The sequence below is a fragment of the Flavobacterium sp. genome (assembly GCF_049318325.1).
Taxonomy (GTDB): Bacteria; Bacteroidota; Bacteroidia; order Flavobacteriales; family Flavobacteriaceae; genus Flavobacterium.
Genome location: NZ_JBMOGQ010000005.1, coordinates 13399 through 28572, shown reverse-complemented (window position 1 = coordinate 28572; position 15174 = coordinate 13399). Strand labels below are relative to the sequence as shown.

Genomic DNA, 15174 nt, shown 5'->3' with positions numbered 1-15174 from the left:
TAACGATAGAACTAAGCAAATAATCCAATTAAATAAAGAAAACTAAGTCTTTAATTTAATCTAAAATGTTCTTAAAATGCTTTCTTAATTTAAGATTTAATTCTTTTGGATTAAAAGGTTTTAGAATGTATTCATTAATGCCAAGAAGTGCGGCTTTCTCTAAATACCCATAAGATGCAGATGCCGTTAAAGCAATAATTGGTATAGAAACATCTTTTAATCTGATATTAATGGTTGCTTCATAACCATCCATTACGGGCATGGCCAAATCCATTAAAATTATATCGTATTTTCCAGGTTCATATTTTTCTGTAGCTAATAAACCATTTAAAGCCACATCAACTTTAACATTCCATTGAGAGAGAATCTTTTCTGCCACTTTTACATTTATCAAATTATCCTCAACCAAAAGCACTCTTAACCCTTCTAGATTCTCTTCTATGTAGTCGTGGTATAAAACATCATTTTTTAAATCCTCACTATTAGTATAGTATGGTAAATTTAAAACAAAACTAAAATTAGAACCTTTGCCAATTTCACTTTCTAATTCAATATCGGAATCTAATAATTGTAATAGTTTTTTTGAAATGACCAACCCTAAACCTGTCCCGCCAAACTTCCTAGTAGTTGTTTTTTCAGCTTGTTCAAATTTTTGAAAAATTTGATTGAATTTATCTAATTCAATACCTATTCCGTTATCAATAACTTGAATTCTAAATTTAGTATTGTTTTTACTTGTTTCTATATGGTCTACTTTTATTTTAACAACACCACCTTTAGTAAACTTAATAGCATTTGAAACTAGATTAGTTATAATTTGCCCTAATCGCAAAGGGTCGCTGATAATATTTTTATTGAAATTTTCATCAAATTCTATTTCAATTTTGTTAGAATTCTCTTCTGCATTAACTTGTAATGACTTACTAATTTGCGTGATTAATTCTTTTAAGTCAAAGGGAATATTTTCTAACTCAATTTTACCAGCTTCTATTTTATTAAAATCTAAAATGTCATTAATAAGCAGATATAAATTATGAGATGAATGCTTTAAAACTTGAATGTTTTCTTGAAAACCTGGTAATAAATTTTCTTTTTCCATAATGTAAATCATTCCGATAATTGCATTTAATGGAGTTCGAATCTCATGGCTCATTATGGATAGAAAATCGGATTTAGCTTCGTTTGCTTTTTCCGCATATAATTTAGCATCAAACAATTGACTCTCAAATTCTTTTTTTAAGTCAATTTCGTTATGCAGGATTTGCAGCAATTCAGTCAGATTATCATCCCCTAATCCTATGACACTTTCATTATTACTCAATAATTTGATAGCTTGAATTAATTCAGACTGTATCTTCTTATTTTTCTCTAATTGATCTTTAATTTCGGCATTAATTTTATTAAATTCTAAATCATTTAATCGAATAGATTGCTCGAACAATTCAGCATCCTTTTCGTAATTTTCATAGGTTTGACTTACAACCTCAATGAATTTTTGAATTGATGGATTATATTTAATAATATCATCAGATAAATATTTATTGATTTGTCTATTTAAATTTCTATTTAAATTATTGTTTGTCATAAACAGAAATAGATTTAGCTTTCGCTAATAGTCAAAATGGCTATAGTTTGATTATGTAATTCACAAAATTCATGATTTTTAATGGGTGAAATTTCACCATAAGAATAAAATCCACAAAGAAGTGTGTTTCCTGAAACTTCCTTAACGGCTTCAAATTCTTCTTCAACTCGATTTCCCAAAACAATCTTTCTTCCAACACAACTTACAATAAGAGCTAGTTCCGGATCCTTAGTATGGCTCGAAAAAGCCGCGGAAGCTGCACTATATGAAGCATCGATAAGTTTATCGAAATTACCTTTCATTAATCTCACAAAAGAACCTTGAGGAATATTTCCGGCGAAGGTCATTGATTTAGTTTTTTCGTCTATTGATAAAATTGTTCTTACAACTGGTGAAGAATCTTTGTTTTCTTTCATAGAAAGCGGAAAATACAAAGCTGAACTAGGCAAATCATCTGCATATTTACCCAAGTATTCTTTATAAATATCTAAGGCATAACGATCTCCTATTTTATATAACACATTCTTTTCCGAAAGTGTCACTTCTCTTTCGGGACCGTAATCAGTCCAACCACCTTCACAACCCGAACTAAAATTTATTGCATCCCCGTAAAGACCAATAACTACAACTTTACCTTCTTCAGCTTCCTTATTTAGACCTACAATAGTTTTTAGAAATGCAACCCTATCGCCTGCAAGACCTCCAAAAATAGGAAGTGAATAATTTGATTGCTTTCCTAACTCGTTTACTAATTCAGTACCGTTAACGTAACTACCTTCCGATAAAACCACTAATAATTTTAAGTTATCATTGAAAAGTTCGTTTTTTACTACAAGACCTAATTCTTCGATATTTTTATTTTTTAAAAGGTCAATTTCTACAGTTTTTATTGTTGATTTTTCAAATTCTATTGCAGTGGAAACAATCTTGTTTTCAACTAAGTTAAAATTAGAGATCTGTCCTGAAGTAGAACAAATAACAATTTGTGCTTCAGAATATAATTCTCTTAATTTTCTATAAGGTTGAGAGCATTCAAGTAACTCTCTCTCTCCAAAAGCTAAAACGAGATTTGCTTTTGTAGCATTAAAATCAGGTGATGTAGAAATAATTTGATTTTCACTTTGATCATCAATCAAAATTTGTTGTAGTTTCATATTAGTAGGTATTTTTTAAGATTATAAATGAACTAAAAATAATTTAACAAAAAACAAAAATTACTAAAATTTATTTGTAATTTATGTATTCTTTTTTTTAAAAATAATCCTAACTTAATAATAATCTAAACATTAAATCTAAAATGCATCACATCGCCATCTTTTACTATATATTCTTTTCCTTCTACCCTTAGTTTACCTGCTTCTTTCACTTTGGCTTCAGAACCATAATTGGAGAAATCTTCGTAAGAAATAACTTCAGCACGGATAAATCCTTTTTCAAAATCGGTGTGAATAACTCCGGCCGCTTTTGGAGCAGTATCGCCGATGTTGATTGTCCATGCTCTAACTTCTTTTACACCCGCAGTAAAGTAGGTTTGTTGTTTTAGTAATTTATATGCAGCTCTAATCAAAACGGCTGAACCGGGCTCTGTTAATCCCATATCTTCAAGAAAAACCTGACGTTCTTCATAGCTTTCTAATTCGGTGATATCTGCTTCTGCCCCAACCGATAAAATGATTACTTCTGCCTCTTCGTCTTTTACTAATTCACGAACTTGGTCAACATATTTATTTCCATTAACAGCTGCACTTTCATCAACATTACATACATAAAGTACTGGTTTGGTAGTAATTAATTGAAAATCTTCCATTAAAGCTTCTTCGTCAGCATTTTGAGGAAGCACTGTTCTAGCTGATTTTGCTTGCAGTAAAGCTTCACGAATTCTATCTAAAAAGGCTTTTTCCACTTGAGCTTCTTTATTACCTGTTTTGGCAGCTCTATTTACTTTTTCTAATCGTTTTTCAACCGTTTCTAAATCCTTTAATTGTAATTCAATATCGATTGTTTCTTTGTCTCTAATAGGATTTACATTACCATCAACATGCACTATATTATCATTATCAAAACAACGTAAAACATGAATTATTGCATTACATTCTCTAATGTTTGCCAGGAATTGATTTCCTAGACCTTCTCCTTTACTTGCTCCTTTTACCAAACCGGCAATATCAACAATATCTACAGTTGCCATCTGAACACGTTCCGGTTTTACTAATTCTTCCAATCTGTTTATTCTTGGATCAGGAACATTTACCACACCAATGTTTGGTTCAATAGTACAAAATGGAAAATTGGCACTTTGCGCTTTTGCATTTGACAAACAATTAAAAAGAGTTGATTTTCCAACATTTGGTAATCCTACAATTCCTGCTTTCATAATTCTTGAATATTTGCTTTTATCGATAGTATGTAATGCTAAAGCATTTCATCGTGATAGTAAGTTGTTTTATTAATAATTATTCATAAAAAGTGCGCAAATATAAGGTTTATATTGTTTTTAAATTCGTTATTGGAATTATTTATACGACACTAAAATCATTTAAAATATTACACTTTAAACTAAATTTAATTATTTGATATTATTTTTAATCAATAAATACGGAATAGTTATTCATTATGATGCTTCTTAGATTGGCTTAAATAAAGACTTAACTCCAAGTTCTAACTAAATTTCAATCTAAATGAACATAAAAAAACCTGAGTTTGCGCTCAGGTTTTATGATTATTCATTATGGAGGAATGCTTGCCTATTGAGAAGTGTTTCTTCGCTTTCAACATGATTATCATCAGGAACACAACAATCAACTGGACAAACAGCAGCGCATTGAGGTTCCTCATGAAATCCTTTACATTCGGTACATTTTCCAGGAACTATATAATAGATGTCATCAGAAATAGGAGTTTGTGCAGCATCTGAATCAACTTCAGTTCCATCAGGTAAAATTACTTTTCCTCTAAGTTTGGTTCCTTCTTTATATCTCCAATCATCTGCGCCTTCATATATTGCAGTATTTGGGCACTCCGGTTCACACGCACCACAGTTTATACATTCGTCAGTTATTATGATTGCCATATCTTTAGTCTTAAAGTTAGAAAGCTTAAAGTCTTAAATTACAAAAGAACATAAAAGTAAAGCGATTTGCATCTTTTGACTTTCGACTTTTGACTTTCGAGTAAATTAGCCTTATTTTTGCGCAAAATTACAATCAAAACCCTTTATAAACAAATCTAAATGAATTCTATTAACACAAAATTGTCTTTTGTTGAATTAGGAAAGTTTTTAAGTCAATTTACGTTGAACGAACAGAACCATCGCACTGATGTGCTTCATAATGATTTGTATTTTGAAAAATTCAAAGACTTGCTATCACTTTCTCAATCACATAATGGTTGGTTCACACCAGAGCAAGTTTATTTTGCTGTTGAGTCTTGGGCGAAAGCTTTACGAGAAGACAATATTAATAAATGGTTATCAGCTTATCACATCGACTACGCTCAGGGTGACAAAGCGGTAAAAACTATCGGTTTGATTCTGGCAGGAAACATTCCTTTAGTTGGGTTTCACGATTTTCTTTCGGTATTAATCACCGGACATAAAGTGTTGGTAAAAGCATCTTCAAATGACCAGCATCTTATAGCGTTTTTAGCAAATTATTTGATCAGTATTGAACCAGAATTATCAAATTATATTTCATTCACCGATGGGAAACTAGAAAATTTTGATGCTATCATAGCAACCGGAAGCAACAATACCGCTCGTTATTTTGAATTTTATTTTAAAGACAAACCTAGTATTATTAGAAAAAATAGAAACTCGGTAGCGGTTTTAAATGGAAATGAATCGCACGAAGATTTGATGGGCTTGGGTGAAGATATCTTTAGATATTTTGGATTGGGATGTCGCAATGTTTCAAAATTATTTGTGCCAAAAGATTATAATTTCGATGCTTTCTTTAAAGCAATCTATGAATATAAAGATGTTATTTTTTATGAAAAGTATTCTAACAACTATGATTATAACAAAGCGGTTTTTCTGATGAGTAATTTTAAATTACTCGATAATGAATTTCTGACGCTAAAAGAAGACGCTAGCTTTTCCTCTCCTATTTCTTCTTTGTTTTATGAATATTATGATAACATTGAGGATTTACAAAAACGGTTAGAAATAGAATCCGACCAAATACAGTGCATTGTTTCTAATAATTTGATTCCAAATTCGATCTCTTTTGGTCAAACTCAACAACCAAAACTTTGGGATTATGCTGATAATGTGGATACCATACGGTTTTTATTTTCTTTGTAAAAAACAAATTATTGTTTGAACTAAGTTCAAATAGTTTAAGTCTAGTGGGATTTTATTCCGCTTTGGAACATACAGTTCGACCTAAAATCTCGAGATTCCTCTTAGTGTAAAATGTTATAAACTATATCGTTTTCGTTAATAACATCGTCCTAATATAACCAATTTCTAAATGTTTTTTAAAAAGGTGTTTACGAAATTTGCAACTCATTTTATTAGAAAACTGTCACCATGAAAAAACATAATTACAGTGCTGGTCCATGTATTTTGCCACAAGAAGTATTTGAAAAATCAGCGCAAGCCGTTTTAAATTTTAATAATTCCGGTTTATCTATTCTTGAAATTTCGCATAGAAGTAAGGACTTTGTTACCGTAATGGATGAAGCAAGAGCGTTGGCTTTAGAACTTTTGGGGTTGGAAGGAAAAGGATATCAGGCGCTGTTTCTTCAAGGTGGAGCAAGTTTAGAGTTCTTGATGGTTCCATATAATTTAATGAAAGTTGACGGAAAATCAGCCTATTTAGATACCGGAACCTGGGCGAATAATGCAATTAAAGAAGCCAAACTATTTGGAGAAACAGTTGTTGTTGCTTCATCAAAAGAGCAAAACTACAATCATATTCCTACTGATTATTCAATTCCAGGCGATGCAAGCTATTTCCATTGTACGAGCAACAATACAATTTTTGGAACCCAAATGAAATCGTTTCCAAAAACAGATATACCTGTAGTTTGTGATATGAGTTCAGATATCTTCTCCAGAAGTTTAGATTTTACTCAATTTGATTTGATTTATGCCGGTGCTCAAAAAAATATGGGTGCTGCTGGAACAACTTTGGTTATTGTAAAAGAAGAAATCTTAGGTAAATCAGGTAGAGCAATTCCGAGTATTTTGGATTACGAGAAACATATCAAAGCGGAAAGTATGTACAATACACCTGCTGTGTTTTCAGTGTATACTTGTCTTCTGACTTTGCAATGGTTGAAAAAAATGGGGGGAATCGCAGCAATTGATAAAATAAACGAAGCGAAAGCCAACTTACTTTACTCCGAAATTGATAGAAATCCATTATTCATTGGAACAGCTGATAAAAAAGATAGAAGTAATATGAATGCCACATTCTTATTGGTTGATGAAAAAAATCAGGAGACTTTTGATAAAATGTGGAGGGAAGCTGGAATTTCAGGAATTCCTGGTCACCGTTCTGTTGGCGGTTATAGAGCTTCTATGTATAATGCACTTCCATTAGAAAGCGTTCAGGTTTTAGTAGATGTGATGAAACAACTTCAGGAAGTAGTCAGTGTTAAGTCGCAGTTAGCAAAATAATTAGCCCCGATAGTAGTGGAAATCCTTTTTTTGAGATTCCTCCTTCGTCGGAATGATATAAGTAATAAACAAAAAAGATTGAAACGGATAGCGGGATGAGCTCCTAGAAAATAATTTAATAATAATGAGCATCGAAAGATGCTGAAATAAATTCAGCATAAAAAATGAAGGTATTAGCCAATGATGGAATTTCTAAAAGCGGAATTAAAGCATTAGAAAAAGGTGGATTTGAAGTGATAACAACCAAGGTTGCACAAGAACAAGTTGCCAATTATATCAATGAACATAAAGTTTCAGTAATCATCGTTAGAAGCGCAACCAAAGTGCGTAAAGATATTATTGACAATTGTCCAAGTCTAAAAATAATCGGTCGCGGTGGGGTTGGAATGGATAATATAGATGTTGATTATGCACGTGAAAAAGGTATTCATGTTATTAATACACCGGCTTCCTCTTCCGAAAGTGTGGCCGAATTGGTATTTGCACATTTGTTTACCGGTGTTCGTTTCTTGCAGGATGCAAACAGAAATATGCCTTTGGAAGGCGATACCAACTTTGATGGTTTGAAAAAAGCCTACGCTAACGGAATTGAATTACGTGGCAAAACGTTGGGAATTATAGGTTTTGGTCGTATTGGTCAGGCTGTAGCTAAAATGGCTCTGGGTCTTGGAATGAAAGTAATTGCTGCCGATAAATTTGTGGATAAAGCTGTAGTTAAAGTAGATTTTTATAATGGTCAATTCATAAATGTTGAGTTTGAAACAGAACCAATGGAAGACGTTTTCAAACACTCTGATTTTATTACACTTCACGTTCCTGCTCAAGACGGTTATGTGATTGGTGCATCGGAATTTTTGCAGATGAAAGATGGTGTTGGTATTGTCAATTGTGCTCGTGGAGGTGTAATTGATGAAGTGACGTTGATTGAAGCTTTAGATTCAGAAAAAGTATTATTTGCCGGATTAGATGTTTTTGAAAATGAACCTAGTCCGGAAATCAAAATATTAATGCATCCGAAAATCTCTTTAACTCCTCATATTGGTGCTGCTACTTTGGAGGCACAAGACCGAATCGGAACTGAATTAGCAGAACAAGTAATCAGTTTATTGAAATCTGAGAAAGTATAATTTTATATACATACTATTTATATAAACCACGCTAAAAGCGTGGTTTTTTATATGTTAAAATAAAAAAATCAGACTTTGATTATAGTAATTTTATACCAAGTAAACAGTTGTGAAAATGATTGTAATCTCAATACTTTTAATTACCAACAAACAACAGTTGGGCAATTTGCTCCAAGACCATAAATTAAGTAGCTTTGTACAACTTTTAGAATAAATGGCAAATTTTAAAGAACGTTGGAATATTAAATCAAACTGGCAGTTATTTGTCATCATTTTGGTATTTGCAATTACTGGTTCCAGTGCTGCATATCTATCAAAACCAATACTTTTAACTTTTGGCATCAGTAAAGATAGCGTTTCAGCTTGGGAATATTATCCACTATACATCTTACTAATTTTTCCAATTTATCAAGTATTGTTGGTTGCTTACGGATTTATATTTGGTCAATTTACATTTTTTTGGGCTTTCGAAAAGAAAATGCTGAAAAGTTGTGGTTTGGGTTTTTTATTACCTAAAAAAGAAAATCCCAAATAAATTGGGATTTTCAGATATAAAAATTCTCTAACCAATAAAAAACTTTTATTTTTCTTGTTGAATTAAATTAAAGAAATCATTTCTATTTTCTTTTTCGTTAAAGATTCCTCCATATTGTATAGTTGAAGTAAAACTACTTTCATCTTTTATTCCTCTACTTGAAACACATAAGTGTTTAGCTTCCATAACTACAATAACATCCTGAGTATCTAATACTGACTTCAATTCGTTAAAAATTTGCATAATCAATCGTTCTTGAACTTGTGGTCTTCTAGAATAGTAATCTACAATACGGTTTAATTTAGATAAACCTATAACTTTTCCGCTTGAAACATAACCTATATGGGCCTTACCAATTATTGGTAAAAAATGATGTTCACAAGTTGAATTGAAGCTAATATTAGCTTCGACCAACATTTTGTCATAATGATATGAGTTTTCAAAAACAGAAATTTTAGGTTTGTTTGCGGGATTTAAACCGGAAAATATTTCCTGAATAAACATTTTGGCAACCCGATGCGACGTTCCTTTTAAGCTATCATCTGTCATGTCTAAACCCATTTCCTCCATAATAATGTGAAAATGTTTCTCGATGGTAGACATCTTTTGCTGATCTGTTTTGATGAATGCGTCTGGTCGCATTGGTGTTTCTGCAGAAGTCATTTGATGATTGTCGCCTATCAATTCAAATAATTCTTTTTCAATGGTTTTGTTCATAAGAAATATTTTTTGTTTAACAAATATACAATTTAATTAAACAAAACAATTTAATTTAAAAAACTTTTTTAAATATTCTTGGATAAATAAATCTACACGCTCTAATAAATAAAAATACTTTGTTACTTTGTGAAAAATTAATTCCATGATTATTGCTAAAAACATCCACAAATACTACGATAATTTACATGTTTTAAAAGGCGTTGATTTGCATATAAAACAAGGTGAAATAGTTTCTATTGTTGGATCATCAGGAGCTGGAAAAACTACCTTGTTGCAAATATTAGGCACTTTGGATATTCCTAAAAAAAACGACAATACATCTCTTGAGTTAAACAATCAGAATGTATTGTTGATGAAAGACAATGCATTATCTAAATTTAGAAATAAACATTTGGGTTTTATCTTTCAATTTCATCAATTGTTACCCGAATTTACTGCATTGGAAAATGTATGTATTCCAGCCTTTATTGGCGGAAATGACAAAACTACAACAGAAAAGGAAGCCAAAAAATTATTAGATTATCTAGGTTTATCAGATAGAATACATCACAAACCCAATGAACTTTCTGGTGGCGAACAACAACGTGTATCAGTTGCGAGAGCTTTGATAAACAAGCCTAATGTTATTTTTGCCGATGAACCTTCGGGAAACTTAGACACCGCTTCTGCAGAAAACCTACATCAATTGTTTTTTAAACTGAGAGATGAATTTGGACAAACTTTTGTCATTGTTACTCACAACGAAGTTTTTGCCAATATGGCTGACAGAAAACTGGTTATGAAAGACGGACTAATTGTTTAACAATATGCTACTAATTATACTAAGTTGGCTTTATATTTTTTTTTCTGCTGCAAGTTTTGGAATTACTTTTTCTAAATTATTACGCCTACAACAGTTTGATGGTGTTGTAACCATTATTTTGGGATTATTTTCAATTACGATTTTAGCTACTATTTGGGCCTTCTTTGTACCAATATCTATTGGATTTCATGTTGTTTTATTGTTGCTCTCTTTATTTTTTTGGTATAAAAACAAAACAACTTTTAATTCCATTTTTGAAAAGATTGTAATCCAAATCAAATCATTTTACTTCCCTTTTAAAATACTGTTTGTAATTAGTAGTTTATTAGTACTTGCCCAAAGCGCCACTTTGCCTTTTATAATTGACAATGAAAGTTATTATATTCAAACAATCAAATGGCTAAATGAATATGGTTTTGTCAAAGGGTTGGCCAATTTACATCTGTTCCTTGGTCAAGTTAGTGGTTGGCACATTACACAAAGTGTGTATAGTTTTTCGTTTCTATATTATAAATTCAATGATTTGAATGGCTTTTGTTTGCTTTTGGCGAATTTCTTTGCATTCCAAAAGCTGCATTCCTATTTCATCAAAGGAAACCGAATGGATTTACTCTTTGGTTTGTTACCCTTGGCATACGCATTTTTGTTTCAGTTTATCAGTTCGCCTTCTCCTGATCTTCCTGTGTATGTTTTTGCTTTTGTTTTGTTTTCAATGTATCTTCAAAATGATGTAACTAAAGATACTTTTGTTATCATTACCATTTTGACCCTATTTACCATTTTTATTAAGATTACAGCTGCTATTTTATTACTATTCCCTTTCATATTATTGCTTAAACACTTTGCTGTTTTAAAGAAACAACTGCTTTTGGTTACTACTTTGGGTAGTTTGGTTTTACTGCTATTTGTTTTAAAAAACACCATGCTTACAGGCTATCCTTTGTTTCCATTGCTTTGCTTTAGAATAGATGATCTCGACTATACGATTCCAGCCATAATTATGAATTTCTTCTTTAGTAAAAGTGTTATGCATTCTTTTTATATAGATAATGCGGCTTTTCCTAGCGCATCGCTATTGGATCTTGCTAAACATTACTTTTTATATAATGGTCTGTCGGGCTATATCGGCATTGCATCATTGTTTTCACTTTTGGTTACTCCGATTGTTATCATCAAAAAACAATTGTCAAAAGCACTTTGGACCATTTATTTTGCTTTTTTAGTATTGGCAGTAGCGCTTTGCTTTAGTTCTCCTCAGTATCGATTTTATGTTTATTTCACTTTGTTCTTTTTATTGCTATTACTTTCGTTATATATTAGTAGCCCAAAATGGATACTTCGTTTCTATATCGTAAACCAAATAATAATTGGAGTTTTGACCTTTATTCCTTTATCATTTGGTAGCTTGACAAAAAATACGCTTCTTTCTCATAACACTACATTTCATTTAAAGAATATTGTTGTACCTGAACCAAACTCTAAATGGAAACCCGAATATAAAGGTGGTAGCATCGGTAACATGTCCTATCGTTCTCCGGTAGATAGTTCATTCTTTTGGGTAACAGGTAACGGAAATTTACCTTGTGTTAATGAAGTTCAACTAAAGTACTTTGAACATGGATTTTTCTATATACCTCAACAGCGGAGTACTGATTTGAATGATGGGTTTTATGCTCAAAAAATCAGTGGACATGAATAATGCTGAACTCAAAGAATTCCTTGACATAAAAGTAATTCAATACAATACTTTAGATTTTATCGATAGCGACCCCATTCAGATTCCGCATCTTTTCACATTAAAAGAAGATATTGAAATTGCAGCTTTTTTAACTGCAACCATTGCTTGGGGTAACCGAAAAATGATTATCAACAATAGCAAGCGAATGATGGAAATGTTAGGAAATTCACCTTATGACTTCATCATGTCGCACAACGATTCTCAATTAGATAAGCTCGATAATTTTGTTCACCGTACTTTTAATAGTGAAGACTTTAAAACGTTTATCAAAGCATTGCAACATATTTACATTAAACATAATGGTTTGGAAATGGCTTTCGCCAAAAACCAGACACCATTATCAATGCAACAAAGCATAGCCGAATTCAAGAAGCTGTTTTTTGAAGTGGCTCATGAACCTCGAACGATGAAACACGTATCTGATCCAATGCAGGGTTCGGCAGCCAAACGCATCAATATGTTCCTTCGTTGGATGGTTAGACAAGATAACAAAGGAGTCGACTTTGGCATATGGAAAAGCATTTCGCCTGCTTCGCTTTCGTGCCCACTCGATGTACATTCCGGAAATGTAGCGCGCAAATTAGGTTTACTTACGCGAAAGCAAAATGATGGTAAAGCCTTAGCTGAATTAGGCTCTGCCTTGCGTAAATTAGATGCTAACGACCCAGTGAAATATGACTTTGCGTTATTTGGATTGGGCGTTTTTGAAGGATTTTAATAATAACATAGTATAAAGATTACCTTAATCTCTTTTGGTAAAATGTTAATTCCAAAAGAAAAGTTATAACCGAGTGAAAAATTTTATAGTGAACCATAAGAATTAATTTTTATTTTTGAAAAGAATAAAGCGAAATAAACCTTCGTGTATACAACCTAATTTGGGTGGATAAGTCTGATTTTATCAGACTTATATAAAAGTTATATGCAACCCGTTTCCACACGAACCGTTGAAAGGAAAGAGAAAAAAAGAAAAGGAAAAGAGGAGTAACTGCTTCGCAGTTACTCCTCTTTTTTTATAGGCTATAATTCAAATTAACACTCCACCTATATTTTGCTTCTACTCTTCCGCTAGCCAAATTTTGATTTATCGGCAACATTGCATTGGCACCAACTGAAAATTTCTTTTTACCTATTTCAAACCCCAGTTTACCAAAAAGAATATCCCCCGAAGTCTTTCTGACCACTTCCGAATATTGGTGGTTACTACCATAAACCTCTCCTGCCAAACCAAGTTGAGGAGCCATGGATAGCTTCTTTTTTTCATACAAATAAAAGAATGTTCCCGAATAATTGAACTGATTCCCAAATTGGTATTGTTTGTTATTTTCCGTCTTAATTGTATAACTCAACATCGTATTCAGCCCAAAACGTTTTCTTTTTACGATATATTCTGTAGCCAAAAGATAATCCCAACTTCCTGTACCAACTTGAAAACTTGGGTTTACAGCCCCTGCGTTAGCTTCATCAAACTTGCCTGTTGGCATTTTAACACCTCCACCAACTTGTAAGGTATGAACCAAGAAAGTACTATCCTTATGGGTTTGGTACAATCGGTACATCGCCAAAACAGTTATATCTCCTATTCCGCTAATATCTTGATTTCCTGTTGCCGTTTCACGGCTGTGGAAATGATAAGGGAACAAAGCCGAAATTTGAATGTTCTTATAAACCGGAATTCTTGCCCATACCTGAACTGTATTAAAATCCTCATTATACCAAGGCGAATTACTATAAAGCCCGTCCGAACTTTTATAGTGCTGGTTAAAATATCTTATCCCAATAAAGTTTGTGTTGAGCATCGAGGCAAAACCCATACTTCCACCACTGGCAGAACAGCCACAGGCATCACACTTTGCCATTGCTGGTAAAACGTAGTTGTAATATTCCTTAAAGGGGTTTGTTCCCGAAATACTGTCTTTCTCGGTTGCATTGGCAAACTGGGATGCAATCAATAAAATTATTATATATTTTTTCATATGTTTAATTTTCAGAAAATCTAGTATCCGTCAGATACTGACTATCGGTTAATGTTTTTAAAAACGCTATGATTTTAGTTTTCTCTAACGCAGTTAATGCTATTCCTAAAGTCCCTCCATTATTCAAACTCGGGTCAAGCGTTGCCGAATTCACTATTCCAGAACTGTAATAGTCTAAAACCGCTTCGAGCGTAAAGAATCTCCCATCATGCATATACGGCTTTGTCTTCTCTACATTGCGTAAACTTGGAACCTTAAATTTATATTTATCTGCATCATTTAGTGTAACCCTATATCTGCCAACATCATTAACAATCGGATTTACAGCCAATCCATTATTCCTAAAAGAATTATCGGTAAATAAATCCGTAGCATGGCAACTCGCACATTTTTGATTAAAAATGGCATAACCATCCAATTCATCCTGTGTCAATGTTCCTCCAGCTTCATTTCTTCGGTATTTGTCAAACCTTGAATTGGAAGAAGTAACCATGACCAGAAACTGCCCCATTGCTTTAAGCATATTTTCAGTATTGATTGGCTTACCCCGAAAAGCCAAGCTAAACAATTTTCGGTATTCTGCATCTCCATTCATCATAGCTACAATCTGCGAAAAATTCCCGTTCATTTCTACTGGGTTTGTAATAGGAAGTATCGGCTGTAGGTTCAAATGTTCGGTTGCCCCATCATACATAAAAGAAGTCTGCCAACCTAAATTCTGAATAGAGGGCGTATTTCTCGTACCTGTTTGTCCATTTACACCTTGACTAACGGTATGCCCATGATGCGTAAAGGCATTCTGTTGTTCGTGGCAAAAACCACAGGAAATAGTACCGTCAGAAGACAATCGCCCGTCATAAAACAGCTTTCTTCCAAGTTCAAACCCCTTTTCGGTTATCGGATTGTTTTGTATATCATAAGCCAAAGGCGGAAAATTACTCGGAACCTTAAATGTTATGGGAACATCCACATACTTGTCGTCTTGATCAGTACAACTAAACAACAACGGCAAAATGAACAACAATATATATTTTGCTTTCATTTTTAAATGTATTATAAAAGCAGTCA

General features: G+C 32.6%; 14 protein-coding genes. 7 read left to right on the top strand and 7 right to left on the bottom strand.

The features are described from left to right. Positions 1–55 precede the first annotated feature (55 nt). From ACOYLP_RS01365 to ACOYLP_RS01350, 4 genes are all read right to left on the bottom strand, one after another. On the bottom strand, positions 56–1585 hold the full coding sequence (locus ACOYLP_RS01365; RefSeq protein WP_422854378.1) for an ATP-binding protein: 1530 nt from the start codon (positions 1583–1585) through the stop codon (positions 56–58). 14 nt (positions 1586–1599) lie between these two features. Further along, the gene (locus ACOYLP_RS01360; protein ID WP_422854377.1) at positions 1600–2739 is read right to left on the bottom strand and encodes an FIST signal transduction protein; all 1140 of its coding nucleotides are present in this window, start codon (positions 2737–2739) and stop codon (positions 1600–1602) included. Positions 2740–2864: 125 nt separating this feature from the next. Next, positions 2865–3959: a redox-regulated ATPase YchF gene (gene ychF, locus ACOYLP_RS01355; RefSeq protein WP_422854376.1), complete on the bottom strand. Its 1095-nt coding sequence runs from the start codon at positions 3957–3959 to the stop codon at positions 2865–2867. 345 nt (positions 3960–4304) lie between these two features. Continuing rightward, positions 4305–4655 carry a 4Fe-4S dicluster domain-containing protein gene (locus ACOYLP_RS01350; protein ID WP_422854375.1) on the bottom strand — a complete coding sequence of 117 codons (351 nt, stop codon included), beginning with the start codon at positions 4653–4655 and terminating at the stop codon, positions 4305–4307. A 159-nt stretch (positions 4656–4814) separates the two neighbouring features. Between ACOYLP_RS01350 and ACOYLP_RS01345 the strand changes: the two genes are divergently transcribed. From ACOYLP_RS01345 to ACOYLP_RS01330, 4 genes are all read left to right on the top strand, one after another. Further along, a complete protein-coding gene (locus tag ACOYLP_RS01345) occupies positions 4815–5885 on the top strand; it encodes an acyl-CoA reductase (RefSeq protein WP_422854374.1) in 1071 nt (356 codons plus the stop codon). A gap of 228 nt (positions 5886–6113) precedes the next feature. After that, on the top strand, positions 6114–7208 hold the full coding sequence (gene serC, locus ACOYLP_RS01340) for a 3-phosphoserine/phosphohydroxythreonine transaminase (protein ID WP_422854373.1): 1095 nt from the start codon (positions 6114–6116) through the stop codon (positions 7206–7208). Positions 7209–7372: 164 nt separating this feature from the next. Then, positions 7373–8335: a D-2-hydroxyacid dehydrogenase gene (locus tag ACOYLP_RS01335; protein WP_422854372.1), complete on the top strand. Its 963-nt coding sequence runs from the start codon at positions 7373–7375 to the stop codon at positions 8333–8335. Between the two features lie 214 nt (positions 8336–8549). Continuing rightward, complete coding sequence (locus ACOYLP_RS01330) at positions 8550–8870, top strand: DUF6787 family protein (protein ID WP_422854371.1); 321 nt, start codon at positions 8550–8552, stop codon at positions 8868–8870. Positions 8871–8915: 45 nt separating this feature from the next. Here the strand turns inward: ACOYLP_RS01330 and folE are convergent, their stop codons facing one another. Next, the gene (gene folE, locus ACOYLP_RS01325) at positions 8916–9587 is read right to left on the bottom strand and encodes a GTP cyclohydrolase I FolE (protein ID WP_422854370.1); all 672 of its coding nucleotides are present in this window, start codon (positions 9585–9587) and stop codon (positions 8916–8918) included. Positions 9588–9732: 145 nt separating this feature from the next. Here folE and ACOYLP_RS01320 point away from each other — a divergent pair, with 145 nt between their 5' ends. Genes ACOYLP_RS01320 through ACOYLP_RS01310 form a run of 3 tightly spaced genes read left to right on the top strand, consistent with a single transcriptional unit; the run spans position 9733 to position 12848 of the window. Beyond that, the gene (locus ACOYLP_RS01320) at positions 9733–10392 is read left to right on the top strand and encodes an ABC transporter ATP-binding protein (RefSeq protein ID WP_422854369.1); all 660 of its coding nucleotides are present in this window, start codon (positions 9733–9735) and stop codon (positions 10390–10392) included. A gap of 4 nt (positions 10393–10396) precedes the next feature. After that, positions 10397–12091: an LIC_10190 family membrane protein gene (locus ACOYLP_RS01315; RefSeq protein ID WP_422854368.1), complete on the top strand. Its 1695-nt coding sequence runs from the start codon at positions 10397–10399 to the stop codon at positions 12089–12091. Further along, on the top strand, positions 12084–12848 hold the full coding sequence (locus ACOYLP_RS01310) for a TIGR02757 family protein (RefSeq protein ID WP_422854367.1): 765 nt from the start codon (positions 12084–12086) through the stop codon (positions 12846–12848). The genes ACOYLP_RS01315 and ACOYLP_RS01310 overlap by 8 nt, the downstream gene beginning before the upstream one ends. 295 nt (positions 12849–13143) lie before the next feature. Here ACOYLP_RS01310 and ACOYLP_RS01305 read toward each other — a convergent pair whose 3' ends face one another. After that, positions 13144–14106, bottom strand: a complete 963-nt coding sequence (locus tag ACOYLP_RS01305; protein ID WP_422854366.1) for a transporter — start codon at positions 14104–14106, stop codon at positions 13144–13146. A gap of 4 nt (positions 14107–14110) precedes the next feature. Next, positions 14111–15148, bottom strand: coding sequence for a cytochrome-c peroxidase (locus ACOYLP_RS01300; RefSeq protein ID WP_422854365.1), 1038 nt, complete (start codon positions 15146–15148; stop codon positions 14111–14113). Positions 15149–15174: the final 26 nt, after the last annotated feature.